Origin of the sequence: uncultured Algoriphagus sp. (assembly GCF_963974365.1) — a bacterium.
GTDB lineage: Bacteria > Bacteroidota > Bacteroidia > Cytophagales > Cyclobacteriaceae > Algoriphagus.
Genome location: NZ_CAXBBX010000002.1, coordinates 442,226 through 466,373, shown reverse-complemented (window position 1 = coordinate 466,373; position 24,148 = coordinate 442,226). Strand labels below are relative to the sequence as shown.

General features: G+C 40.7%; 16 protein-coding genes. 6 read left to right on the top strand and 10 right to left on the bottom strand.

What is annotated here, in order from left to right; translation table 11 throughout:
• Window positions 1-12: 12 nt before the first annotated feature.
• Both AACZ87_RS04530 and AACZ87_RS04525 read right to left on the bottom strand, forming a co-directional pair.
• Complete coding sequence (locus AACZ87_RS04530) at window positions 13-1,254, bottom strand: ADP-ribosylglycohydrolase family protein (RefSeq protein ID WP_339865287.1); 1,242 nt, start codon at window positions 1,252-1,254, stop codon at window positions 13-15.
• A complete protein-coding gene (locus AACZ87_RS04525; RefSeq protein WP_339865285.1) occupies window positions 1,254-2,255 on the bottom strand; it encodes a phosphotransferase in 1,002 nt (333 codons plus the stop codon). The genes AACZ87_RS04530 and AACZ87_RS04525 overlap by 1 nt, the downstream gene beginning before the upstream one ends.
• Window positions 2,256-2,389: 134 nt before the next feature.
• On the opposite strand from AACZ87_RS04525, the gene AACZ87_RS04520 reads away from it, so the two are divergent.
• The 4 genes from AACZ87_RS04520 (at window position 2,390) to AACZ87_RS04505 (ending at window position 8,685) form a co-directional block, all read left to right on the top strand.
• Entirely contained in the window at window positions 2,390-3,547 is a 1,158-nt protein-coding gene (locus AACZ87_RS04520) for an acyl-CoA dehydrogenase family protein (protein WP_339865283.1), read from the top strand.
• 75 nt (window positions 3,548-3,622) lie between these two features.
• Window positions 3,623-5,305, top strand: a complete 1,683-nt coding sequence (locus AACZ87_RS04515; protein ID WP_339865281.1) for an AMP-binding protein — start codon at window positions 3,623-3,625, stop codon at window positions 5,303-5,305.
• A 247-nt stretch (window positions 5,306-5,552) separates the two neighbouring features.
• Window positions 5,553-7,121, top strand: coding sequence for a sulfatase (locus tag AACZ87_RS04510; RefSeq protein ID WP_339865279.1), 1,569 nt, complete (start codon window positions 5,553-5,555; stop codon window positions 7,119-7,121).
• A 139-nt stretch (window positions 7,122-7,260) separates the two neighbouring features.
• Window positions 7,261-8,685 carry a sulfatase gene (locus tag AACZ87_RS04505; protein WP_339865277.1) on the top strand — a complete coding sequence of 475 codons (1,425 nt, stop codon included), beginning with the start codon at window positions 7,261-7,263 and terminating at the stop codon, window positions 8,683-8,685.
• A gap of 47 nt (window positions 8,686-8,732) precedes the next feature.
• Here AACZ87_RS04505 and AACZ87_RS04500 read toward each other — a convergent pair whose 3' ends face one another.
• The 4 genes from AACZ87_RS04500 to uxaC all read right to left on the bottom strand — a co-directional run bounded on the left by AACZ87_RS04500 (window position 8,733) and on the right by uxaC (window position 13,473).
• A complete protein-coding gene (locus tag AACZ87_RS04500; RefSeq protein ID WP_339865275.1) occupies window positions 8,733-9,665 on the bottom strand; it encodes a UDP-glucuronic acid decarboxylase family protein in 933 nt (310 codons plus the stop codon).
• Between the two features lie 314 nt (window positions 9,666-9,979).
• Window positions 9,980-11,155 carry a mannonate dehydratase gene (gene uxuA / locus AACZ87_RS04495; RefSeq protein WP_339865273.1) on the bottom strand — a complete coding sequence of 392 codons (1,176 nt, stop codon included), beginning with the start codon at window positions 11,153-11,155 and terminating at the stop codon, window positions 9,980-9,982.
• 57 nt (window positions 11,156-11,212) lie between these two features.
• The gene (locus AACZ87_RS04490) at window positions 11,213-12,031 is read right to left on the bottom strand and encodes an SDR family oxidoreductase (protein WP_339865271.1); all 819 of its coding nucleotides are present in this window, start codon (window positions 12,029-12,031) and stop codon (window positions 11,213-11,215) included.
• Window positions 12,032-12,033: 2 nt separating this feature from the next.
• Window positions 12,034-13,473 carry a glucuronate isomerase gene (gene uxaC / locus AACZ87_RS04485; protein WP_339865270.1) on the bottom strand — a complete coding sequence of 480 codons (1,440 nt, stop codon included), beginning with the start codon at window positions 13,471-13,473 and terminating at the stop codon, window positions 12,034-12,036.
• A 166-nt stretch (window positions 13,474-13,639) separates the two neighbouring features.
• Here uxaC and AACZ87_RS04480 point away from each other — a divergent pair, with 166 nt between their 5' ends.
• On the top strand, window positions 13,640-14,662 hold the full coding sequence (locus AACZ87_RS04480) for a LacI family DNA-binding transcriptional regulator (protein ID WP_339865268.1): 1,023 nt from the start codon (window positions 13,640-13,642) through the stop codon (window positions 14,660-14,662).
• 88 nt (window positions 14,663-14,750) lie between these two features.
• On the opposite strand, the gene AACZ87_RS04475 is transcribed toward AACZ87_RS04480, so the two are convergent.
• From AACZ87_RS04475 to AACZ87_RS04460, 4 genes are all read right to left on the bottom strand, one after another.
• Window positions 14,751-16,421 carry a RagB/SusD family nutrient uptake outer membrane protein gene (locus AACZ87_RS04475; protein ID WP_339865266.1) on the bottom strand — a complete coding sequence of 557 codons (1,671 nt, stop codon included), beginning with the start codon at window positions 16,419-16,421 and terminating at the stop codon, window positions 14,751-14,753.
• A gap of 6 nt (window positions 16,422-16,427) precedes the next feature.
• The gene (locus AACZ87_RS04470) at window positions 16,428-19,445 is read right to left on the bottom strand and encodes a TonB-dependent receptor (protein ID WP_339865264.1); all 3,018 of its coding nucleotides are present in this window, start codon (window positions 19,443-19,445) and stop codon (window positions 16,428-16,430) included.
• Window positions 19,446-19,904: 459 nt separating this feature from the next.
• Window positions 19,905-21,251, bottom strand: a complete 1,347-nt coding sequence (locus tag AACZ87_RS04465) for a Gfo/Idh/MocA family oxidoreductase (protein WP_339865262.1) — start codon at window positions 21,249-21,251, stop codon at window positions 19,905-19,907.
• A 15-nt stretch (window positions 21,252-21,266) separates the two neighbouring features.
• Window positions 21,267-22,649, bottom strand: coding sequence for a DUF1080 domain-containing protein (locus AACZ87_RS04460; protein WP_339865260.1), 1,383 nt, complete (start codon window positions 22,647-22,649; stop codon window positions 21,267-21,269).
• 282 nt (window positions 22,650-22,931) lie between these two features.
• Here AACZ87_RS04460 and AACZ87_RS04455 point away from each other — a divergent pair, with 282 nt between their 5' ends.
• Entirely contained in the window at window positions 22,932-24,095 is a 1,164-nt protein-coding gene (locus tag AACZ87_RS04455; protein ID WP_339865305.1) for a class I SAM-dependent RNA methyltransferase, read from the top strand.
• Window positions 24,096-24,148 lie beyond the last annotated feature (53 nt).

The following is a 24,148-nucleotide window of genomic DNA, read 5'->3' as shown; positions in this document are numbered from 1 at the left end:
AATCATTCAAAACTATTTCCCCAGCATATGCGCTGTCAGCTCATTTGAGATTTGCTCTAAGTCTATTCCTAACAATTCCTTGTTCACCTTTATTACTTTTTCCCGTTCTAGTTTCGGCAAATTGTCAAAACCATAGTAAGCTCCTAAAATCCCGCCAGCAAGGGCTGCAGTAGTATCATTGTCTCTACCATAATTCACTAAAAAAATTAACGTACCCATAAAATCAAAATCAGAATAAATCATAGCTGTGAGAGTCTGAAGCCATATTTCTCCGGCATGAAAGGGCATGTCCTGCAGGTGTTGGTCTAGCTGCGCAAAGGCAAACTGCAAGGCCTTACTTTCTTCTTTAAGTTGATTTCCCAAACTGTCTTGCTTTGCTGCTTCCGCAGAGATCCAAAGTGCATTTTTTAAAATAGAATAGGCAGTTCTTCCCACTAAGCGGCTTTCAAAGTACTTAGCTGGGTCTAATCGGAGAGAGGCTAGTAAATCTTCTTTGGTAGCCTCCAACTTCATGCCCGCTGCCGTCATCGCCGCTGCTTGGGCAGAAATGTCTTTGGCATAGCCTAGGTCATAAAACGAAAGCTTGTAAGCTTCCTGATAGGCCATCTCCGGACTTCCGGGGAAGTAAGCTCCTAAGGCAGGAGCGTAGAGTAATCCTGCGCAAACCATCTCTCCGCCGTAGAATTTTCCTAATGAATCCGCATATCCAACTAAATTTTCATCGATAAATGGCTGGCTTACTTTAGCCCATTCCTGTAGCCATCCTAACTTTAGGTAAACTGATTCAAATAGTTCTGATTCAGTACCTTTTATGGATTTTAATTCTTCGGTGTATGATTCATAAGTGTTTAAAATTTCCCTAGCAAAATCTTTGGCATTTAGTTCATCGCTTTTTTGAGATAGAAGATAATCTACAGTTAATACTTTCCAGCGTGTGTCGTCAGTGGTGCCACCTGCTGGGAGATTTGGTAGCCATATTCCTTCCGGAGAAACATCCCGAATCATAGAGTCAAGACTTTTCACAAAACCATAGTGCAAGTTGATATCTTCTCTGGACCACATTTCTGTAGGCGCTCCCATAGCATCTCCCAAAGCTGAACCCACCAACATACCTAGAACTTTGTTGTGCAGTTGAGCTTCTGTCATGCCAAGTTCGGGCACTTCCCGATCTGTAAATTCAATTTGTTCTTTGGGGTTTCTAGTGCATGCTGTGGATAGAAGTAATGCTAAAAGAGGGAGAAATAAGCTTTTCATTAGGACAAAATAAGTGTTCTGGCTTTTTCTAACAGGTGTTTTTTCTCCTCTAAGGAAAGAGATAATGGTAACTGTGCGATTCCTATGAGCCTTCTCATTATTTCCATACCTCTGTATTTATCCACTAATTTTTCGTTGAAAGTGTGCTCATAGTGCAGCAAGAATTCTTCGTTTAAATCAGAGTCAATTTTTGCCAAATCAAAGTGTGCGAACATCACTCCCAAATCAAATTCACAGTCTCCCATAAAAGCAAATTCGGTATCAATGATTCTGACTCCATGCTCAGTTTTGAGCCAAGAAGCAGGGTAGAAGTCTCCATGAACTAATGTGGTTCCGTGCGATAAATAACGCTTTCCAAGCTGTCCCAGAGCAGATTTTAAGTTTTCATCTGTTTTGTACTTTAAGCTCACATTTTGTAATCCCGGCTGAATGGTATCTAAATCAAACCCATTTTCAACTTTAAAAGGAAATTCAAAAAGGTGCTCATGATTTAGTTTTTTCATTTTTATGTTATCAGGAAAATTACTCACCTGTAATTCGTGGAGCGCAGATAAATAACGACTGATAGACTGTAAATCATTCTTGTTCCAAGAGAAACCATCTGCATATATTTCACTGTAATCTGTGCCGTTTCCTAGATCCTCGAGTAAAAGAATATGATTCGCTCCGTCATACAGAATCACCGTTGGGCTGAATTTCCTTAGTACCTCATCATCTTCCAGCAACTGAAAAAAGCACATCTCAATTTCAATTCTTTCGATGGGAGCTGGAATCTGAGGGAATTTTCTTACAAAAGGTTTAGACTGCTTCAAAATAACTGATCTAAGATTTGTAGTAATTCGCAAGACCAAATTCATATTGCTTTCGCCTGCGGGCTCTGCTTTTATCAACATCTCATTTCCTTCCCAAATAGGAAGAGAGCGAAGGGTATCCAGGCTAGAATGCTCGTTTAAATCAATCATAAAAATGCTTTTCCGTATATACGTGTCGAAACTAGCCATTAGTTTTTAAAGAAAAACAGGTTTTTATATAACCTGTAAAAAGTATTGCAAAAGGTCTTTTCGATTACAAATGAAGGGCTAAGGAGTAAAAATTCTTATTTTTGGTAAGAATAAAAGCCTAAAATATAGACATCATGTTTGGATTACCCCGAACCCTTTTTAGTGAAGAGCATGAGCTTTTCAGAAATAGTGTAAGAGATTTCATAGCCAAAGAAATCACCCCATATAATTCCCAATGGGAAAAAGATAAGATGGTTTCTCGTGAAAGTTGGCTCAAACTTGGTGAAAACGGCTTTTTAGGGATTCAGGCTCCTGAGCGCTTTGGAGGGATGAATATTAAGGATTTTAGATTCAATGCTATTTTTATAGAGGAACTTGGCTTAAGCGGTTGCTCAGGTCCAGCGATCGGATATCCACTTCACAATGATATTGTGATGCCATACATTTTGCATTTAGGAACTGATGAAGCTCTTGAGATGTATATTCCAAAGATGATTTCTGGAGAATATATTGGGGCTGTTGCCATGACCGAACCTGGAGCTGGAAGTGATTTGCAGGGAATTAGAACAAGTGCTGTGGATAAAGGAGATTACTATCTAGTGAATGGAAGTAAGACTTTTATTACTAATGGTTATTTATCTGATGTAGTGGTTGTTGCGGTGAAGACAGATCCTGGAAAAGGAGCAAAAGGAATCAGTTTGCTTTTGCTTGACAATACGATGGAGGGCTATACCAAAGGCCTTCCTTTTGATAAAGTTGGACTTCATGCACAGGATACCTGCGAGCTGTTTTTTGAGGATGTGAAAGTGCCAAAGGCAAACCTACTAGGCAAGGAGGGGGAAGGCTTCAAATATTTGATGACTGAACTGGCTCAGGAACGCTTGGTAGTCGCGCTTGCAGCAGTTGCATTAGGTGAGTACATGCTTCAAGAAACAGTGAAGTATGTGAAAGAGCGCAAGGCATTTAATCAGGCTATTTCTGATTTTCAAAATACACGGTTCAAGTTGGCAGAAATGTGTGCAGCTTTAGAGCAAGGAAGAATCTATTGTGATTATTTGGTTCAGCTTCATAATGACGGAAAACTCGACTCCGCAATGGCCTCAGCGGCTAAATATAACATGACTGAATTGCAGTGTAAAGTAGCTGATGAATGTGTGCAATTGCATGGAGGATATGGATATATGTGGGATTATGGGGTAGCCAGAGCCTATGCAGATGCCCGCGTTCAGCGAATTTATGCAGGTACAAATGAGATCATGAAGGAATTGATTGCAAGAAAAATTTTGAAATAGGAAAGAAAACTTTTGACCTAAGCCAAGATTTTGATTACTTAAAGAAAATTATAAACACCCAAAATAACGCATCACATGACTGAATTCCCTTGGTTTAAGTTTTACCCTGATTCTGTACCTAAGGAGGTAGATTGCACAGCCTATTCCAGTGTTGTAGATCTTTTTGAAGAAAGTGTAAAGAAGTATGGTGATTCGATAGCCTATGAATGCATGGGAAAAACGATGAGTTTTAATGAGTTGAATAAACTCAGTGAAGATTTCGCGTCCTATTTGACCAATGTTTTAAGACTGAAAAAAGGGAATAGGGTAGCGATTCAGATGCCAAATACCCTCCAATATCCTGTTGCGATGTTTGGAGCGATCAGAGCTGGTATGATCGTGGTGAATACGAATCCGCTATACACTTCTTCGGAGATGAAGCATCAGTTCAAAGATTCTGGAGCAGATTTGATCATTATCGTAGCAAATTTTGCAGATAATTTGGAGAAAATCCTACCAGAAATTCCGGCTAAGCATGTGATCGTAACAGAGCTTGGCGATTTACTAGGTGGAGTAAAGGGGTTGATTGTAAACCTGGTGGTGAAGTACATTAAAAAGTTGGTTCCCTCATTTTCTATCCCAAAAGCAGTTTCTTTTAAATCAGCTTTAGCCCAAGGAGCTTCACATAAATTCAAACCAGTCGATCTTTCATTAGACGATACTGCATTTCTCCAGTATACAGGAGGAACTACAGGTGTTTCTAAAGGAGCAGAATTGTCCCATGCCAATATCGTGGCAAACATGCAGCAGATTTCGGCTTGGATGAAGCCAAAATTGAAAGAGCGTGAAGAAATTGTCGTAACTGCTTTGCCTCTTTACCATATTTTTGCGCTTACTGTGAACTGCCTCGCGATGCTAAAAATCGGAGCTCACAATCTGTTGATTACCAATCCTCGAGACATGCCGGCTTTCTGTAAGGATCTCTCAAAGAAGAAGTTTACGGTGATTACCGGAGTAAACACTTTGTTTAATGGAATGCTTAACCAAGATGCATTTAGAGCATTAGATTTCAGTAGTTTGAAGATTTCAGTAGGAGGAGGAATGGCTGTTCAAAAAGCGACAGCTGAGAAGTGGTTGGCAGTGACAGGAACTCCACTTGCCGAAGGTTATGGACTAACAGAGACTTCTCCAGTTGCCACTTGTAATCCAATCGATGGAACAGAAAGAAACGGCACGATAGGATTACCTCTGCCAAATACGGATATCATGGTGATAGATGATGAAGGTAATAAATTACCAGTGGGAGAACGTGGAGAAATCTGCATCAAAGGCCCTCAGGTAATGAAAGGCTATTGGCACAGACCGAAGGAAACAGCCGAGGTGATGTTGGGAGAATGGTTTAAAACCGGTGATATTGGAGTAATAGACAAAGACGGGTTTACTAAGATTGTGGATCGTAAAAAAGAGATGATTCTTGTGTCTGGGTTCAACGTCTATCCAAATGAAGTTGAAGATGCCATAGCATCCTTTCCAGGAGTTTTGGAGGTGGGAGTGATTGGTATTCCTGATACTAAATCCACTGAGCGCGTAGTGGCTTATGTAGTAGTGAAAGATAAATCAATAACTAAGGAGCAAATCATCTCACATTGCCATGAGTACCTAACGAATTATAAATGCCCTAAGGAAGTTCATTTCACAGATGAATTGCCTAAATCCAATGTTGGTAAGATTCTGAGAAGGAAGATTAAAGAGGCGCATTTGGAGAAGATTGGGAATTAGGGAGCAGTCTTCAGTTTTCAGTCGCAGTTGGTCAGTTTATTGACAGCATGCACTGAAGACTGGGACTGAATCAGTGCTATTCTTATTTTGTTGTATTCTATCTTCTTCCAATATTTTAACTTTATAGGCTCTTTAGGGTGTTTTGACAAGAATTAAATCCACTGAATTCTATTCCCCTCATCACATTACTTTTTTGATTTTAAATCTTCTTGACCATCTTAGTTTCTTCAAATAACAATACCTTCCAATGCTGAAGAAATTACTACCTGTGGCTGGGCTTTTGCTCGGATTTTATCAGGCTTTTGCCCAATCTGCTGACAAGCCCAATATTGTATTTATCTTAGTGGACGATTTAGGGTATCATGACCTCAGTGTGACAGGAAGCAAATACTATGAAACTCCGAATATTGACGAGCTAGCTTCCCATTCCTATCAATTTGTTCAAGGATATACCGCTTCGCCTGTTTGCAGTCCAGCTAGAGCCAGTATTATGACTGGTGTAACTCCTGCGGTTCACAAGATTACAGATTGGATAGGGGCACCGGAAGGGGAGGCTTGGAGAGATTACGGTAGGCATACCAAGCTTTTGCCACCTACTTATTCACATGATTTGCCAGCATCGTATGTGACGCTCCCTGAGGCATTGAGAGATTCGGGTTATGAGACATTTTTTGCGGGCAAGTGGCATTTGGGAGGCGAAGGTTCTTATCCTGAAGATCATGGTTTCCAAACCAATATTGGAGGTTTCGAAGCCGGGAGCCCGAAAGGTGGGTATTTTGCTCCTTACGATAATCCCAAGCTGGAACAAGGGCCTGATGGTGAAAACCTAAGTATGCGTCTCGCCACTGAAACGGCCAAGTTTATCGGTCAAGAGCATGAGAAACCGTTTTTTGCCATGTTGTCTTTTTATGCAGTTCACGGACCTATTCAGACTACTGAAGAAAAATGGGCAAAGTATAGAGCAAAGGCTGAGGCTTTAGGGATAGCTGATCATGGATTTGAAATGGAAAGGAGACTTCCGATCCGGAAGTATCAGGATAATCCAGTCTATGCAGGACTAGTGGAGGCCATGGATGATGCAGTGGGAGTAGTGACTGCAGCTTTGGCGAAAGCAGGTTTGGATGAAAATACCATTATCGTATTTACCTCAGATCACGGCGGAGTAGCGTCTGGAGATGCCTTTTCCACTTCAAATTTTCCGCTAAGAGGCGGCAAAGGATATCAGTGGGAAGGTGGCCTACGCGTGCCGTATTTCATCAAAGTCCCAGGACAGAAGGAATTGATCACGTTAGATGTTCCTGCCAGCGGGATAGATTTTTACCCTACTCTTTTGGAACTTGCAAATGTGAAGATGCCCGAAGGAGTGTATATGGAGGGGGTAAGTTTGGCTCCGGCGATGCAAGGAAAAAAAATTGCTTCTCGTCAGCTTTATTGGCACTACCCGCACTATGGCAATCAGGGTGGAGATCCAAGTTCTATTGTGCGTGAGGGAAATTGGAAATTGATTTACTATTGGGAGGATAAAAGTGTGGAGCTTTATGATCTAAGCAAAGACCCAAGGGAGGGAAATGATGTAGCAAAGCAAAATCGAAAAGTAACTACTAAACTTGCTGGTGACTTGCTATTTTATTTGACTGGTAAATTTGCAAATCAGCCATTGGATGATCCTGAATATAATGCAGCCTTGCATCAGGAAGTTTTGGATAGAAACAAAAATGTAAGAATGCCAAATTTGGAAGCAGAGCGAGTGAAAATGTTGAGTCCGGGTTATACACCAAATGCTGACTGGTGGGGATCTAAAGTGACGAAGGATTGAGGGGAGACGGTTGTCGGTTTTCAGTTGACAGTTTGGAAGGTGGTAAAGTTGTAATGTGGTAAAGTTTGAAGTGTGGAGGGTGCGATTGGTAGTGGTTGGAAATATGAGGTTTAATTAGGTGTTGTTTAAATTCTAAATAGTGAAAAAGTATATAGTTCTGTGTCTTTTGCTGGTCGGTGGGCTTGGAGATTCTTTTGCGCAGCTTAAATCTGAGAAGCCAAATGTTGTGCTGATCAATGTGGATGATTTGGGCTGGGCTGATTTGGGATTTATGGGTTCGGAGTATTACGAGACGCCTAACCTTGATAAACTCAGTAAAGAAAGCAAGGTCTTCATGAATGCCTATGCAGGAGCTTCTAATTGTGCTCCTAGTAGAGCGACTATGATTACGGGTCGTTATGCTATGACTCATGGGATTTACACGGTAGACCCAGCAGATCGTGGTGATAAGAGAACTCGGCAGCTGTTTGCCTCACCAAATGCAAAAGTTATCCAAGATAGTCTTTACACTTTGGGCAAGTTTTTCAAAGATCAAGGTTATACAACTGGTACGTTTGGGAAGTGGCATATTTCGGATGATCCGGCTATCCATGGATTCGATGTGAATATCGGTGGAAGCCATAGAGGCCATCCTGGAAAGGATGGGTATTTTAGCCCGTATAATATCAGTTTGGAACCTGTGGTAGAAGGGGAATATTTGACTGACCGCCTAACCAATGAAGCGATCGCCTTTGTAAAGAATAACCAAAAGAGCCCATTTTTCCTTTACCTGCCTTTTTATACAGTTCATTCTCCTTTGCAGGGAAAACCGGATTTGGTAGAAAAATATCAAAACAAGAAAGGTAGCAAAGGCCAAAATAATCCAGTCTATGCGGCCATGATCCAAAGCATGGATGAAAATGTAGGGAAACTGTTAAGTGTATTTGATGGCTTGAATCTGACGGATAATACGCTTATTATCTTCACTTCAGATAACGGAGGCATTCGCGCTACCAGCTATCAAGATCCGTTGAGAGCTGGAAAGGGGAGTTACTACGAAGGTGGAATTAGAGTGCCTATGCTCATCAAGTGGCAAAATCAAGTTAAACCGGGAATAGAAAACACCCCCGTGACACAAATGGATTTTTATCCTACCCTCCAAGCATTGATTGCCCCAAATACAGGACTGGAGCTGGATGGGCAAAGTATTTTGCCTCTGCTTTTTGATCAGGAATTGGATGAAAGGGATCTGTACTGGCATTTTCCAATATATCTGGAGGCCTACGATCCGAAGGAGGATGGTTCTAGAGATCCGCTTTTCCGTACTCGACCTGGCTCAGTCATTCGTTCAGGAGATTGGAAGTTGCATCAGTATTTTGAAGATGGAGGATTAGAACTTTATAATCTAAAGGATGATCCTTCCGAAGGGAATAACCTAGCGTCTTCAAATCCTGAAAATACTAAGGAGCTTTTAAAGAAATTGGAAAAGTGGAGGTTGGAAAATGGAGCTCCTATTCCCACTACAAAGAATCCTGACTACGATCCTGCCTTCGAGAAAGCAGAGATTGAAAAAGCTTTGAACTAGAAAAAGCCATCATTTGATTGCTTTTTCTAGTTTGATTGATGGATTTCTCAGATTATTGATTCGAAGTATTCTATCGTTTTGGTCAATCCTTCTCTAAGGTTAATAGTAGGTTCCCAATCCAGTTCTTTTTTAGCCAGATCAATAACCGGTCTTCTCTGCATAGGATCATCTTGAGGAAGTGGCAGGAAGATCATCTTACTTTTACTGTTTGTCAGATCAATAATTTGCTGAGCTAACTCCAGCATAGTGAATTCACCAGGATTACCGATGTTAACAGGTCCGGTAAATCCATCACGGCTATTCATCAAGCGGTACATTCCCTCAATATTATCGTCCACATAGCAGAAAGAGCGGGTTTGCATACCGTCTCCATACATGGTGATGTCCTTTCCTTGAAGGGCTTGTACGATAAAATTACTTACAACGCGCCCGTCATTTGGATGCATTCTTGGACCATAAGTATTGAAAATACGCATGACTTTGATGGCAACTTTATGCTGTCTGTAATAGTCAAAAAATAGTGTTTCAGCACATCTCTTCCCTTCATCATAGCAAGCTCTTGGGCCAAGGGTATTTACACTTCCCTTATAAGATTCTGGCTGGGGATGAACTTCAGGATCACCATAAATCTCAGAAGTACTCGCCTGAAGGATTTTGATTTTCAATCGCTTTGCCAAGCCCAGCATATTCATCGCTCCAATCACGGAAGTTTTGGTAGTCTGAACTGGGTCAAACTGATAATGAACAGGGGAGGCAGGACAAGCTAAATTATAGATTTCATCTACTTCTACATAAAGTGGATGCGTAACATCGTGGCGAAGCAGTTCAAAATTCTTGTTGTCAAGCAAATGATGAATGTTTCTTCTATTTCCGGTAAAAAAATTATCTACACACAGAACTTCATTTCCTTCTTTCAGAAGTCTATCACACAGATGGCTACCAAGAAATCCTCCACCACCACTAACTAGTACTCGTTTCATATGATTATAATTGAATTTTTAGGCCATCCCGATAACTATCGGGAGGAATCTAGCTTGCATTCTATTCTTCTATGCATGTGACGTTTTAGTCATGCCTGACTTCCTCAGGCAGGCTAGATTTCATTCACTTAATACAAAAGGGTTAAAAATACTTGTAGTCAAAAATACGCAAATGTTTTGCGAAATAAAGAAAAAGGAGTTGCAGCTAAGTTTATAATTCAGGTAGGCTTAATTAAATGTATAGAACAACTTTCTGACATTCAGGCACTCTTGATGTTGTTAGTGCTCGTTTGCCAGAAAGTATTCTTTTTCTGTTATTTTTTCTGGCTATAAAGTAAGCCAGCTTCCACACCTCTGATTTCAGCCAATCCTTTCAATCTTCCAATAGCTGAATAGCCTGGATTGGTTTTTTTATTCAAATCATCCAGCATCAGATGTCCATGATCTGGTCGCATCGGAAGGCTTTTGCCTCGTTTCTGCTGCACTTGGATGATTTCATCGATCACTGCCACCATAGGTACATTTCCTTCCAGGTGATTATCTTCGAAGAAATTACCTGCCTCATCTCTTTTGGTGCTTCGCAAATGGATGAAATGAATGTGATCCCCAAATTCCTTGACCATAGCAGGAAGATCATTGTCAGCTCTTACACCGAATGAACCTGTACAGAAAGTCAATCCATTGTATGGACTTGGTTGATCTCTCAAGATTCTTCTTGCGTCATCTGCCGTACTCATAATTCTGGCTAAGCCAAAAAGCGGAAAAGGCGGATCGTCTGGATGAATAGCCATCGAAACTCCATTCTCTTCTGCAACTGGAATGATAGCATCCAGAAATAATCGGAGGTGATCCGCAAGCTTAGCAGCATCTATCCCGTCATAAGTCGCTAGCATAGATTTGAATTCCTCCAATGTATAGCCGATCTCAGATCCAGGAAGTCCTTTCAGCATATTGTCGAAGATCATCTGACGTTTGGCAGGACTGAGAGCTTCGTAGTAAGCTTTTACCTCAGCATATTCTTCTTCGGAATACTCGGCTTTGGCTTCTTCTCTTTCCAGGATAAAAAGATCAAAAGCCTGCACAGCTTTTTTCTCATAAAGTAAGGCTTTCACGCCATTGGGAAGTTCGTATTCTAAATCTGTTCTAGTCCAGTCCAGAATAGGCATGAAATTATAACAAACCGTGAAAATGCCTTCTGCGGCTAGATTCCGAAGAGTTTCCTTGTAGTTTTCAATCACCTGAAGGTAATTTCCAGAACGGGTCTTTATTACCTCATGAACTGGAACAGACTCTACCACTGACCAAGTCAAGCCTGCAGCTTCGATCATATCCTTGCGTTTCTTTATTTCTTCCCTCGACCAAGTATCGCCATTGGGAATATGGTGGAGAGCCGTCACGATTCCTGATGCGCCAGCTTGGAGAATATCTCTCAAACTTACAGGGTCATTTGGGCCATACCAGCGCATGGTTTGTTCCATTTTATAGGTCATAATATTGGGGTTTAATAATTATACAATTTGAAATTTGAAATCTGAAATTTCAAATTTTTAGACTCCTGCGTAGGCTCCGAATCCTCCATCCACTGCCACAATTGTTCCAGTGACAAATGCAGATGCCTCAGCGCAAAGCCAATGCAAAGCTCCATTCAGATCTTCTGGTTTGCCAAATCTATCCATTGGCGTATGGCTGATTATTTGATTTCCTCTTCCAGTTAGACTTCCGTCTGATTCGGTGAGTAGGGCTCTGTTTTGCTCAGTCAGGAAAAAACCAGGAGCAATAGCATTTACTCTAAACGCCGGGCCATGTTTGGTACATAATTCCACAGAAAGGAATTTAGTCAGATTGTCAATTGCAGCTTTTGCGGAAGCATAACCCATTACTCGAGTCATCGGTCTAGATGCTGCCATAGAGCTGATGTTGATGATGTTTCCTTTGCCGTTTTTCAGCATCAGCGGAAAAAGAATTTTGGAAGGAATTGCCGTACCCAGGTAATTCAGATCCATTACTTTCCGTAGTGCATCTAATTCTAAATCCTGGATTGTTTTATCCGGTGTGATAACTGCACCTGGCATATTCCCGCCGGCAGCATTGATCAGGATATCAATGTAGCCATGTTCTTTTTCTATTTCAGAATAAGCTCCCAGTATGCTGCTTTCGTCCGTCACATCACAGATATATCCAAAGGCTTTTCCACCAGCATCTGCTATTTCCTTTACCAATTCTTCGACTTTCGCAGGCGTACGGCCCAAAATCAGGACTTCAGCGCCTTCCTTAGCAAGGTATAAACTCATGGATTTACCAAGGACTCCCGTAGCTCCTGAAAAAGCGATTTTTTTCCCTTCAAGAGAGAACAATGCATTACTCATAATTATACGTTGATATTTTTTGGGCTAAAGTCAAAATAGCCTTTTGCGTTATTGTAACATATGTCGGAAATGACTCCACCAAGCCATTTTTCATCCCAAGGAAGCTCACCATTAGCTACGTCCTGGCCAAAAAGATTACACAGTATCCTGCGGAAATATTCATGTCGCGGAAATGAAAGGAAGCTTCTGGAATCGGTCAGCATTCCGATAAAGCAGCTGATCAAGCCCATATTTGAAAGGGTGTTGATTTGCTTTTCCATGCCGTCTTTTTGATCCATATACCACCAGCCTGAGCCGAATTGGATTTTCCCTCTCACCGAGCCGTCATTGTAATTGCCGATCATAGTTGCAAAAACCTCATTGTCACGAGGATTGAGGTTGTAAATGATCGTTTTGGTCAGTTGATCGTCAGAATTCAATTCGTTGAAAAAGCCACACATCGCTGTTGCCTGATCAAAATCCCCAATGGAATCGTATCCCGTATCGGGCCCAAGGATTCTCAATGAGCGTTCATTGGTATTTCTCAGTGCACCCAAATGGAATTGCTGCACCCAGCCTTTTGCCTGATACATTTTGCAAAGTGCCAGTAAGGTAGTGTATTTGAAGAAATCAATTTCTTGTTTGGAGAGTTCTTGGCCTGAAGTCACCTTTCCAAAAATTTCGTCTATAGAAAACGCATCCTTTTTAAAGAAATACAATTGCTCCAAGCCATGATCAGAAAGTCTACAGCCACGCTCGTGGAAGTACTCTATCCTAGCACTCATCGCTTCCAGTAGTTTTTCGAAGGATGTTATTGCAAAGCCTGCACGATCTCCTAGAGCAGCGATATATGCATTGTAGGTCGCAGGGTTTTCTACTCCATATGATTTGTCCGGTCTGAAAGCAGGATACATTCCTAGGTCTTTGCCTTTTTTATGAAAAGAGACATGCTGATCCAATGAATCTATCGGGTCATCTGTAGAGCAAACTACCTCCACTTTCATTTGTGCCAGTAGGCCTTGGGTAGAGTAGGAGTCCTTTTCCAAGATGGTATTGCAATGCTTATAAACTTCGGCGGAATTTGCTTCAGAGAGTAATTCGTCAACACCGAAATACCTCTTCAATTCGAGATGTGACCAATGATAAAGTGGGTTTCTCAGTGTGTGAGGTAAGGTTTTAGCCCATTGGGTAAATTTTTCTTCATCAGAAGCATCTCCGGTGATGAACTTTTCATTGATTCCGAAGGTCCGCATTGCTCTCCATTTGTAATGGTCTCCTGCAAGCCAGATTTTTGAAATATTTTCAAACTTCCTGTCCGCATTTATCTCATTTGGAGGAAGGTGATTATGATAATCTATAATAGGTAAGTCCTTGGCGTACTGGTGGTAAAGAATTTTGGCATAATCATTTTGTAATAGAAAATCGTCAGATAGGAATGACGCTTTCGTCGTTGAATAGGACATCGGTTATTTAGGCTAAATTTCTATAACTTATTATTGACCTAAAAATACCCTGAATCGGCTGGATTTGGGCAATAAAATGCGGAAACGATTTCGAAATTATGCAAGCGGTATAGGCCTAATACGGGCAATGATTTGTAATTTGGCTGCATAATAAAACCCAATAACTATGGCCGGAGGTATTAGTCTAAAAGAGTTGGCAGCTGAATTAAAGCTGGCCCCATCTACGGTTTCAAGAGCATTGAATGATAGCTATGAAATCAGTGAAGCCACTAAGAAAAAGGTGATTAGCATGGCTGAGAAGCTAAATTATCATGCTAATCCTTTCGCAAGAAGTCTGCGGGAAAATAAGAGTAAAACTATTGCAGTGATCATCCCCGAACGTATAAACAACTTTTTTGCGCAAGTGATGGATGGAATTGAAGAAATTGCACAAGATCAAGGCTACCATCTCTTGATTTATAATACGCATGAAGATATAGAGCGGGAGCGAAAAATTGTAAATCTGCTATTGAATGGCAGAGCTGATGCAATAGCTATGTCTGTTACCAGCCAGACGAGTGATATTTCTCATCTTAAAAAACTGCACGATCGAGGACTTCCTGTTATATTTTTTGACAGAATCCGAGCAGAAATCCCCACTACCAAGTTTATCACGAATGACTATGACAGTGCATTTGAAGGAACAAAGCATCTTATTCAGCAAGGTTGTAAAAAGGTAGCTTTATTAATGTTGAGTAAAGATCTTTCGATCAGCAAAGAAAGACAACGTGGATACAATGATGCCATACGAAGTGAGGGCTGGGAGGTAGATCCGGCTCTGACGCTTTATTGCAGTCATGAGGAAGAGAGCAATGTGAGGTTGATTGAAGAACTGTTGAATGCTCCCAATCGTCCTGATGGAATACTTGCATCTGTAGAGAAATTGGCTTTTGCTACTTACATGGCAGTAAGGAAAACCAATCTCAGCATTCCTAGAGATTTGAAGGTGATTAGTTTTTCCAATGCTTCAATTGCTGGCTTGCTGAATCCATCTTTAACCACGATTACCCAGCCTGCCTTCTCCATAGGAAATGAATGCGCCAAACTATTGATCAAGAAATTGACCAAGCCAAAACACTATGACTTGGTCGATCAAGTGATCACAATTCCTTCTAAGATTACAATTAGGGAATCGACTATGGCAAATTAGATTCTGAGAAGGCTAGTGACTCATAAGTCAAAAAAAAAAAGCTGTTCCGATATCCGGAACAGCTTTTTTACTTTAGGTTAATTTATCTTTAATACCCGGGGTTCTGAGGGAATGCACTTGCATTTCCTTCAGCTCTATCTATTTGGTTTTGAGGTATAGGCCTTAAGGTATGGTAGTCTTGAATATTTGGTGCCGCCTGAGGATTGTATTTTTTCACACGATCAATCAATATTCCCCATCTTTTAAGATCTAGCCATCTAGTCTGCTCACCAATAAGTTCTCTTGCTCGTTCTTCAGTGATGAATTCGAATGTTAGTTCAGATTCTGAAATCTCCATTTCAGCCTCTTTTCCAGGGAATGCGGCTCTTCTTCTTACCTTATTAATATTCTCAGTAGCCAGGCCAATTTTTCCTTGTCTGAATTGAGACTCAGCAAGAAGTAAGTAGGTATCAGCAAGACGCATAGCAATGTAATCTCTTCCACCTTCAAATTGAGTTCGATCCACACGTCCCGGATCTTTCTGCTTCTTCATAGCAGGGAATAATCTCTCTGTGTAAAGTTCTGGAGTCAGCACTTGATATGGATACTTCGCTCGCTCTGCCTCAGACATATTGTAGCCAGGAAGCCAAATTGTGGTATCTCCTGCTGCAAAAGTTACGGAAGCTTTAGACTTATCAAAGGTAGTATTAAAGGTGCCTGGATTGTTTGATAGAAAGAAATCCACATACGTGTTTTTATATCTAGAATCATTTACACGGTCTGCAAAGATTGTATTCAGTGTGTAATCAGTGGATTTGTAGCGTTTGAATGGTCTTCCGTTTTCTATATCCCGGATCATCCCTGGCTGCACATCATATTCCATAAGGAAGAAAACGTGAGCGTTATTTCCTCCTCCATTAGTCAATGGGTCTCGAGTATACTGAGTAGACCAAATCACCTCATTATTGATTTCGTTTCCGAATGCATGTACATCACCAAAATTAGAAAGCAATTCAAAACCATAATTATCAATCACACTTTGCAGTAAAGGTTCTGCCTTAGCATAGTCACTTGCCTCTCCAGCTTCAGAACTACCTTTAGTCAGATAAACACGTCCTAATAGGTGTTCGGCTGCTGGCCTAGTAGCTCTTCCGTAATCAGACGATTTTGCTTTATCTTCCAAATCTGGTATTGCTTCTTCCAGATCTTTTATGATTGCTGCGTATATCTGATTTACAGGAGTACGAGTTACCTCTTTGGTAGGCACGGTGGTTTCGCTCAGTTGTAGATCAACAGCGCCGAATAATTGTACAAAAATGAAATAGTGATGAGCACGAATGAATTTAGCTTCAGCGACTCTTTGATCTATCAGGTCTTGTGAGATACCTGTAAGGTTGACAGATCTGTCAATCACCGCATTACAGGTGTTTATACCTCTATAAAACTCATCCCATAGTTCACGCACATGGCCATTTTGAGAATCAAATTGATTGGTATAGGTATTCATGAATTTCCATGACCCATCAGCACCATTGGTAAAAATATCGGTACCGAAAATCGTAAAATTATTTCCACGCTCGGTACCATACCATGCTCTCATAGTACTGTATGCTGCGTTGATACCGTCATTCATGCCTTTAGGAGTGTTGAGGTAATCATTTCCAATCGGTGAAATAACATCTTCTTCTAGAAATCCATCGCAGGAAACTGCAGCTGAAAGTCCAAGGATAAGGGCGGTTGACTTGGCCCAATAGTTTATATTTTTTGCTAGTTTTTTCATGATTGATTAGAATTTAGCATTAATACCAAATGTAAATGAAGTGACAGCAGGTGAGACGTTTGAATTGACTGCGCCAGCACCTACACCTTGCTCACCATCCAAATAAACTTCTGGATCAATTCCTTTATGTTCTTTTCTGTAGTTAGCAAAAATAAATGGCTGCTGAATGCTTGAGTAAAGTCTCAGGCTTGACAATCCCATTTTCTTTGCGGTCTCAGGAGTGAAAGTATATCCGAAGTTGATATTTCGGACTTTGATGAATGTTCCATCAAAGTACTCCATTGAGCTTGCATATTTTGCGCTTTCCTGATTCACGTTTGGTCTAGGATAAGAGTTGGTAGGGTTGTTTGGAGTCCAATAATCAATATCCAAGTTATTGTATCTACCTGCTAGTGAGTTATTTTGAGTGTGGAATTGAGATCTGATCATATAGCCAAAGCGTCCATAAAGGAAGAATGAAAGATCAAAGCCTTTGAAATTAAATCTGTTGGTAAATCCAAGTGCAAAGTCAGGCACCGCGGAACCAAGGAATTGTCGATCTAGTGAGTTGATTACTCCATCTCCATTAAAATCTTCAATTTTAATTTCGCCAGGAACGCCACCGAATGATTTGGCTTCATCTACTTCATCCGATTGCCAAATTCCAATTTTTTTCAAATCGTAAAATACTGTCAGTGGTTGACCAATAAATCTTCCTGCTGAAATGTCATCTCCATTCGGTAAAGAGATTATTTCCTCTTTATTTTTAGTGAAAACGATATCAGAAGACCAGATGAAGCTACCCTTTTCTATGTTTAAAGTAGATAGTGTTAGCTCGATACCTCTATTTTGTGTTTCACCAATATTGGTAGTGAATCCACCGAAACCTATAGAATTTGGAAGTGGTTGTGGCGCTAGCAAATCAGAAGTATTCGTGATGTAATACTCCAAGGAACCAAATATTCTACTTTTCCAAAGCGCGAAGTCCAAGCCTATGTTCAGCGTAGTAGAGGTTTCCCATCTCAAATCAGGATTACCGATAGTACTTGGCCCATATCCAAATGCAGCTGTATTATCATATGCATAGCTAGTTCTGCCCAATAGCGCTTGCGTCTGGTAAGGGTTGATCGCCTGGCTACCGATAGAACCATAGGAAGCTCGTAGTTTCAACTGATCTATGGATGATGAGTTTTGCATGAATGATTCGGAGTGAATATTCCAACCTACAGCGACAGAAGGGAAATAAGCGAAACGATTGTTGGCTCCAAATCTGGAGCTACCATCAGCTCTCAAAGTAGCAGTAACTAGGTATTTGTTTTTGTAGTCATAATTCGCTCTTCCCATGAAGGACATCAGTGACCATTTCACAAGATTGGTATTGGCTCCTGTTATTTGAGAAGCGTCTCCTAGTCTATGGAATAGTTGAGATTCAGCAGGGATACCAAGTACACTGATGCCAGTCTGTTCAAGATTATCTTCTTGAATGGATTGTAGCGCAGTGATATTGATGTTATGGTCTTCATTGAAAGTCTTCGTGTAGTTCACGATGTTTTCAAGGGTGTAATTGAATCGGAATTCTTCAAATACACTGCCAGTAGGCGCTCCACCACGTCTAGAGTTTGTCTGAGAACCTGTGAATCTACCATTTCTGCTAATGGTGATATCCGGACCAAAAACCATTCTATAGCTTAATCCAGGCAGGATATCATACTGTGCGAAAATACTATTGAAGATCCTATAGTTTTTTGTTAAATCCATTTGTGCTCCATCTACGATCTCTGCAAATGGGTTGGTTCTCAATCCATCCTGTGTAGGTAAGAAAATAAGATTTCCATCTTCGTCGTAAGGTTTTCCGAGTGGATTTTCAGCTAAAGCACCTCCAAGTGGATTGAAATTTTCTCCATTTCTTTCACTGTAAGAAACCAAGGTAGATGTACCGAATTTGATGTTTTTACTGATCTTATGATCTAAGTTTGCCCTGAATGTATAGCGGGTATAATCCTGGTTGATGATCACCCCTTCATCTTTAAAGTAGTTAGCAGACACGAAGAAAGTAGTCTTGTCACTACCACCGCTCACACCTAGCTGATAGCTTTGAATCGAGCCATTTCTCATTAGTCCAGCAGGATAGTCGGTTGTTCTTCCCTGAGCAATCCCATCAAGTTCCACTGGTTCAAAAATAGTAGCATCTGCTTCAGGAGTAGCCGGTCCGGCAGGATATCCTTCACCTGCTCTTCGTGATTCTCTTTTGTATTCAGCAAATTCAGGCCCGTTAAACACATCGATTCTGCCCAATGATTTATTTATACCATAATAGGCATCAAGAGATACAACTGTTTTGCCTACAGTTCCTCTTTTGGTAGTGATCAATACAACCCCATTGGAGCCTCTAGATCCGTAAATGGCTGTAGCAGAAGCATCTTTCAAAACTTCCATTGAAGTAATGTCCTGAGGGTTGATGTCGTCAATTCCTCCAACTAGTGGAATTCCATCAACAACGTAAAGAGGTTCATTTGATGCTGTGATAGAACGTCTACCTCTAATTCTAACTTGTGGGGATGAGCCTGGCTTGGAACCTGGTTGGGTCACATCCACGCCGGCAGCACGACCTTGAAGTGCCTGCCTCGCATCCTTGATAGGTAGTTCAGTGATTTCTTTAGAGCCTACAGAGGAGATTGCTCCAGTCAATTGACTTTTCTTAGCGGTACCATATCCAACCACTACGACTTCTTCCAAGTCATCTATATCTGGTGTTAGATTAACATCTACTACGGTTTGATTGCCAATAACTTGTTCTACAGGATTGTACCCTATAAAGGAGAAAATCAGTGTTGAGTTACTAGCTGCAGAAATGGCATACTTTCCGTCTAGATCGGATGTAGTTCCATTGGTGGTTCCTTTTACGAGAATGGTGGCTCCAGGTAAGGGTTGTCCGAGTTCATCGTAGACAGTACCCCTCACTTGTACATCTTGTGCGTATCCATTTGAAATGGAAATTAGCAGCAAGAATAGCACACTTAAATAAGTGTAAAGTTTTGCTTTCATAATTTTGGGTTTTTGTTAATAGAAAATTGGGATTGGTGCTAATTTTCAAAATAATGCCTTTGGTATATGACGCAATTCGAAATTTATTACCATCAATTAAGGTATAACATTAGTGATAAATTTTAAAAAAAGTTAAATCCTATCTACGAAATCGATTGCGCAGTTAAACGGTTAAAAGGATTTGTGTTTGGTAAAAAATACCCAGTGAATGGCTTTAGGTTGTGTTTTGTCCTCAGTATCTGGCTGTGCAACTAATGTGCTGTTTGCTCTAAAAATGATATTTAGGCTTTATGGCTAAAATTTGTTTATACTAAAACTATCAATTCTACATTTAACTAGAATTGATAGTATACTAAAGAAGGCCAGTTTAGCTGGCCTTCTTTAGTATAACTTTATAAAATTTTTTGAAAAATTATTTTTCTAAATCAATAGACTTATATAAATAATTTAACAAACAAATTAAACCTTCGGCGGCTCCCAACCTTTCTCATATGCTCTAGTCCAAAGTGCCGAAGCCTTCTTCGAGTTTTTGATATGCCCATTGCTTGGGTCACAGATTAGATTTTCTCCCGTTCTATAGCTGATATTGGCAAGATGGCAAAGTAGAGTACTTACTGCTCCTTCTTCAATATTGGAGTTTTGCTTTTCTAAACCTCGAACAGCATTAAAGAAATTGACAATATGTATGGTACTCATATCTCCACCGCCTCCCAGCGCAGTACCAGCTTCATTGCCTCCGGATAGATTTCTTTTTACTTCTTTTCCCGATCTGTCAAATTGCTTGTAGCCTCCTCGGTCTACATAAACTGAACCTTCAGTGCCATAGATGATTGTTCCTCTGTCTGACCCGTAGGTTTTATAACTATTTCTGCTTTTTCCATCCCATTGAATTACCGATCCATCTCCGAATTTAAATGTAGCGTCCATCGTATCATACATCACCCAGCCATCTTCAGCAAAGTGGCGCTTGTCAGCTGTAACCAAAACTTCACTTGGGTAATCTACCTGAAGCGCCCACCGCGCTACATCAAGTTCGTGAGTTGCATTATTTCCCGTTTCAGCCGTTCCATATTCCCATCCATACCAGTGCCAATTGTAATCCCATGTGTCATGGGTATAGGCTCTTCTTGGTGCTGGTCCTTGGAACATGTCCCAATCTAAACCAGCAGGGGCAGGCGCAGCGACTGGATTTGGGACTGCACCTCGGTTATTACTATAAAATGCTTTTGCCATGAATGCTTTGCCAATAGCTCCTTCATGAATGGCTTTTATGATTTCCCGGCTTTCAGGAGCTGAGCGCTGCTGATTTCCCATTTGCACTACTTTGTTATACTTCTTCTGCAGAGCAATGAGCAATTCACCTTCATGAGGATTGTGGGAACAAGGCTTTTCTACGTAAACATTTTTCCCTCGCTCTAAAGCTAGCCAAGTGCCTGGTGCATGCCAGTGATCGGGAGTAGCGATGATCATACAATCCACTTCTTTGTCATCCATCACTTTCATGACATTCTGCTCCAATTTGGGAGTATAGTCTATATGCTTCTGAAAGTTCTTTGCTGCCTTAGGCATTTGAGATTCCATTGCATCACAGAGATACATAAGATTCACATTGCTGGATTTCAGTCCGATTGGTTCATAATACGCACCTAATCGTCTGCCTAATCCGGCTATCGCGACATTTAATCGATCATTTGCCCCGATAATATTTGCATACGATTTTGCTGTGAAAGCAGCAGAACCCAAAGCTGAGAAGCCTAAAGTAGCAGCAGTAGATTTTTTGATAAATTCTCTTCTGTTATTTTTCATGATTATTTTGGGTGTTTATTTTAACTCCTTGATCTTGATGTTCTTGAAGCTAACATCGTTTCCATGATCTTGAAGCAAGATATGACCTTCAGGAGCTTCCCCAAAGTTTTCCCATTTCGCATACTTACTAATGGCCACTAAGTCACGGAATTCCTGAGATCCACGTACATACTCTACAACTTTCACTCCATTTAGGTAATGAGCCACCTTATTGTCTGGAGTCACAACCACCCGTCCTTTATTCCATTCTCCGATTGGCTTAATAAATCTCGGCTGTTTGTCCGCTTTGATCAAGTCATAAAGAGAAGCTAAAGTACGATTGCCATCTCTGCCCATTTTTGCATCTGGATGCTTTTCATCATCCAAAACCTGATATTCAAGACCAATGGCAGAACCTTTATTTCCTTCTGACAACGTCACAAAATACTTCACTCCAGAGTTAGCACCTTCTGTTAATTTGAAATCAAAAGCTAAGTCAAAAGCAGAAAATTGTTCCGTAGTGACGATATCTCCAGCATTAGTGGATTCCCCACCATCAGAAGCAGCAATATTCAAAACTCCTTCGTTTACAGACCAGCCAGATTCTGGGAATGTTTCCTTATAGGCTCCTCTCCATCCTTCGGAATTTTGACCGTTGAAAAGCAATTTCCATCCATTGCTTGTCTCATAATCAGTCAAGGAGTTTAAACGATTGTTTACAACAAAAATATCTTTGTCAAATGGCATAGATTCAAGGTTCTCAGTTTGAATCTTCACATTTTTAAAGGATGTCTTTCTGCCTGCATCTTCAGCATTCCGAATGCTATGTACCTGTAGACCGATAAATCCTGTTTTGTCCATATCATCTACTACATAGGCTACAGGCTGACCGTTGATCCAAGTTTTAATCTCATCACCTATAGCTTCAATTCTGTAATGATTGAATTCCCCCATTTTAAAAGCTGATTTTGCTTCAGGGTTAAGATCCAAAGGGTATAACCATCCTCTTCTTGCTTCATCATATAATCCACCTGACCATGCTCTTTCCGAAGGATCGGCTTCTATCTGATAACCATATACAAGACCTTTACCTTCTCTTGCTGCTGGGTCATATTGTCCACGGGTCATAACTCCAGAGTTACTTGAAAGATGCTCGATCTTGAGATCAAGTTCCAAAATATAGTCTCCGTAAGTTTCTTCTGTGATCAGGAATGTGTTAGGGGAATCGGCGACTGATGATCCCACAATAGTACCATCAACTACTTCAAATGTTGCTGTTCCAGCTACTGTTTTCCAGCCAGTTAAGTCGGTTCCGTTAAATAAATCAGTCCAGCCATCATCTGCCTTTTGTTCGCCAGCGCAACTGACAAGAGCCATTGATGTAATTAAAACCGCGAGCATATTTCGGTTGTATTTCATAAAATTGAGGTGTTGTTTTTTCATTCTAAAATTCAAGATTTACTATCAGTGCAGCAAACCCAATTCTGTTAAGTTACGCAATCGTTTGCGAGTTTATCCTCCGAAATTGATGAATATCAACGCTGAAGGATCAATGAATTCATTCCCTTGATCTTTCCTCTTCTTATTTTTTGATGATTAGTGCTGAGGTAGCTTATGCCGAAATTGATTCGGGAGAATCTCGCTGGGAATAATCATTACTTCGCATCACTTTTAGTTGTGCTCGATTTGTTACTTTTGCGCATGCTTGATTTTAATCTCAAAGGAAAAGTTTTTGTTACCTGTAAGGATCGCTCAGTTTCTTACTTGGAAAAGGAAGTTCGTGAACTTGGATTCGTACCTGAATCTGTCACCAGAACAGGCATAGAACTTAGGGCTACCATGGAGGAATGCATGGACCTTAATTTATACCTGCGCACAGCTTCCCAAGTATTGTATGAAATCAAATCTTTTTACCTAAGAAATGCCGATGATATCTATCGCAGATTCAAAGCGATTGCCTGGGAAGATTACCTGGATGTTGATGGGTATTTCTCGGTAAATTCTGTTGCAGAAAATGAAAGTATCACGACTCCATTGATTGTAAATGTCAAGGTGAAAGATGCGATTGTGGATCGTTTCAGGGAGTTGAAAGGACGCAGACCGGATTCTGGTTCAGATTTTAATGGCTTGGTTTTTCAGGTTTATTGGAAAGAAACCCAGTGTTCGGTATACATCAATACTTCTGGAGATACCTTAGCCAAGCATGGCTATCGTAAGATTCCTGGAAAAGCACCGATGATGGAAGCTTTGGCGGCAGCGACGATTTATGCTACAGAATGGAATACCCGAGTTCCTTTTATCAATCCTATGTGTGGGTCCGGGACTTTGGCAATCGAAGCTGCGCTGATGGCAACTAAACGTTATCCGGGGCTTTACAGAGACCATTATTCGTTCCAGCATATTTTGGGATATGATGAGCAGGCTTTTTTAGCAAAGAAAAAGAAGCTCGAAAGTAAAATCATGGAGCTTCCTGATCTCAAGATCATAGCCTCTGATATTTCTCTTCAAGCGATTTCTTTTGCACAGGAAAATGCAATCACAGCAGGAGTGGATCACATGATAGAATTTCAGGTTTGTGATTTTGCAGAAACCGAAATACCTGAACGACCACGCGGCGTGATCATGTTCAACCCAGAATATGGCGAAAGGCTAGGGGAGAACGATGAATTGGAAATTACTTATAAGAGAATGGGGGATTTCCTAAAGCAGAAATGTGCTGGATATAGAGGGTATATTTTTACAGGAAATCTAGAATTGGCTAAAAAAATAGGTTTAAAGGCGAACCGAAGGATAGAATTCTGGAACGGAACTATTGACTGCCGCTTACTAAAGTACGACTTGTACGAAGGGAAAAAAGAAGAGTAAATTCAGAAAGCTGAAAGCTGAAGTCTAAAATCTGAAAATTTCAGATTTTAGAC